At 51.1% G+C, this 2,994-nt stretch carries 2 protein-coding genes and 1 pseudogene; all 3 read left to right on the top strand.

Features of this window, described 5'->3' with window-relative positions; all coding sequences use genetic code 11:
• A partial coding sequence (gene hemW, locus AC1WIP_RS13890) for a radical SAM family heme chaperone HemW (protein ID WP_481142385.1) occupies nucleotides 1-1,053 on the top strand: 1,053 nt, incomplete at its 5' end.
• Nucleotides 1,054-1,113: 60 nt separating this feature from the next.
• Complete coding sequence (gene sigK / locus AC1WIP_RS13885) at nucleotides 1,114-1,743, top strand: RNA polymerase sporulation sigma factor SigK (protein WP_481142384.1); 630 nt, start codon at nucleotides 1,114-1,116, stop codon at nucleotides 1,741-1,743.
• A 137-nt stretch (nucleotides 1,744-1,880) separates the two neighbouring features.
• Nucleotides 1,881-2,768 (top strand): annotated as a pseudogene (locus AC1WIP_RS13880) (type IV pilus twitching motility protein PilT); the annotation flags it as partial.
• Nucleotides 2,769-2,994 lie beyond the last annotated feature (226 nt).

Raw genomic sequence — 2,994 nt, 5'->3', positions numbered from 1 at the left:
TATATGGAGGCATTGCTGACAGAGACAAGAAAAAGGGCAGGAGAGTACACAGACAGGACGGTGACCAGTATTTTTCTGGGAGGCGGTACGCCCTCTGTGGCGCCTCCCCAAAAGATACAGGAGCTAATGGATACTGTAAGAGGGAGCTTTCGCCTGTCTAAGGATGCGGAAATCACTATGGAGGTAAATCCCGGCACGGCGGAGGAGGAAAGACTTGCCGCCTATTATGAGGCCGGAATCAACAGGCTGAGCATCGGCTTACAGTCTGCAGATGAAAAAGAGCTTTCGGCCCTTGGCAGGATACACAGCTTTTCCGATTTCCTGCATACCTGGGAGGCTGGACGGGAAGTGGGCTTTGCAAATATGAGCGTGGATCTTATGAGCGCCATTCCGGGCCAGACAATTGCCTCCTGGAAGGAAACGCTCTGCCGTGTCCTTTCCCTGAGACGTCCTCCTGAGCACATCTCGGCCTACAGTCTCATTGTGGAGGAGGGAACGCCTTTTGCATCCCTTCAAAAGGAGGGACGGCTTCCCTTGCCGGATGAGGACAGCGAGCGTCTGATGTATGAGGAGACGGGGCGCATTCTGAGAGAACACGGATATGAAAGGTATGAGATATCCAATTATGCGAAGCCTGGCTATGCCTGCCGTCATAACTGTGGGTACTGGCAGAGAGAGGATTATCTGGGGCTTGGGATTGGCGCGGCGTCTCTGGTGGACAATGTGCGGTTTCAAAACGGCCGTGATCTGGACCGTTATCTGGAGGCTCCCCTGGGGTGCAGGGAGGGGGTGCAGAGCCTTTCGGTCACAGAACAGATGGAGGAATTTGTGTTTTTGGGGCTGCGTATGATACGGGGAATCAGTCCCCTTGCATTTGAAAGGACCTTTGGCGTGTCCATGGAAAAGGTTTATGGGCCTGTCATTGAAAGAAACAGAAAAGACGGCCTGCTTTACTTTCGGGAGGATGAGGAGACGAAGGAAAAGTGGCTGGCTCTCACGGAAAGAGGCCTGGATTTGAGCAACTACTGCATGGCGCAGTTTTTGCTCTCGTGACAGGCACCGGAGGCGGAGGTTTTTCATAGACTATTGTAAAGAGAAATCCAGGGGGGTATTTTGAAAACATTTCAAAAACCTTTAACCTCAGGAGAAGAAGCCGAGTACATCCGGCTGCTGCAGGAAGGCACCCCCGTAGAGGCCCGGCGGGCCAAGGAGATTCTGATAGAGCGAAACCTTCGGCTGGTGGCGCACATTGCCAAAAAATATCAGAATGTAGACGAGGATATGGAAGACTTAATATCCATCGGCTGCATTGGACTGATCAAAGCGGTGGATACCTTTGATGCGGGAAAGGGGCGGCTTGCCACCTACGCCTGCCGTTGTATAGACAATGAGCTGCTGATGCTGCTGCGCAGCAAAAAGAAAACCTCCCGGGAGGTTTCTTTATTTGAGCCCATTGGCCAGGATAAAGAGGGCAATGAGATACATTTGGTGGATGTGATCGAACAGCAGCAGCCGGATATCGTTGACAGCATGGAATTTCACAGCAATATAAAGAAGCTGTTTGTGCTGTTAGAGGAATGTCTCACAGACAGGGAAAGGGAGATATTGATTTTACGCTATGGGCTGGACGGAAGGCCGGAGGCTACCCAGAATGAGATTGGCGAAAGGATGGGGATATCCCGCAGCTATGTGTCCAGAATCGAGAAAAAGGCACTGCAGAAGCTGAGAGACGCTTTTGCGTAGAGGGCTGGACAGCCACAAAATTTCTGTTCTGAACGCGATGAAAGCTTGTCAATCAGATAGAGCCGGGGTATAATAAATCTGTAATGAAGATTTAAGAGGCTGGGCAGAGTCATTCCAAAGAGACAGGAGAAGAGCATAAGATGCCTGGGATAGAGGAAATTTTAAAGGCGGCTAAGGAGGCCGGGGCAAGTGATGTACATTTGACGGTGGGAATTCCGCCGAAAATGCGCATAGACGGCGGACTGGTCTCCATGGGTTATCCGAAGGTGCTGCCGGCAGAAACACTGGATGTACTGGTGAATATCATGACGCAGCAGCAGAGAGAATATTTTGAGGAGCATGGGGAATGTGACCTGTCCTTTTCTATTTCAGGGTGCGGGCGCTTTCGGGTGAATGCGTATAAGCAGAGAGGATCGGCAGCTTTGGCCTTCCGGCTGGTGGGGGCTAAGGTGCCCACCCTGGAGGAACTGGGAGCGCCGGAATGCCTGGCAGACCTCTGCGCAAAGAAAGAGGGTATGGTGCTGGCGGCAGGACCGGCTGGGAGCGGAGCTTCCACGACGCTGGCGGCCTTGGTCGACCAGATAAACGAAAGCCGCCAGGTGCATGTGATCACTCTGGAGGAGCCTATAGAATATCTTCATCAGCACAAAATGGCCATGGTAAATCAAAGGGAGATCGGAACAGATTCTGATACTTATCTAAGCGCCCTCAAGGCGGCCCTGCGGGAGGATCCTGACGTGATCATGATAGGAGAGCTGCAGGATACGGAAATCATTGAGCTTGCCATTCATGCTGCTGAGACAGGGCATTTGGTTTTATCCTCTCTGCATGCTGGAAATGCAGCCTGTGTGGTGGAGCGTATTGTGGAGAAGTTTCCGCCAGCCAGACAGCGGCAGATAAAAATACGCCTTTTGCATGTGCTGGAGGCGGTGGTTTTCCAGGAGCTGGTGCCTGTTTCCGGAAACGGAGGGAGGACAGCGGCCTTTGAAGTGCTAAAGGGTTCCCTTTTAGGGGAGGATGTCTAAAAAGCAAGGCAGGCCTGTATCTTGCCTTGCCGCATCTGTTTTTCTATCATAATCATACATAATCACTATATTTCCACATTATTTTCTGAGATTTTTTCGTTTTACAATTCTATTTTATATCAGGTGATTGCGAAACTTGCTTCCTGGTATCAGAAACTGGGCATAATAACCAAAAAAGGGTGACTAGCCACTGCTTCGGAACCCGTTTTTGGTTATTATGACCAGG

Source organism: Acetatifactor sp. (assembly GCF_982438285.1).
This window is presented reverse-complemented; position numbering and strand designations above follow the sequence as displayed.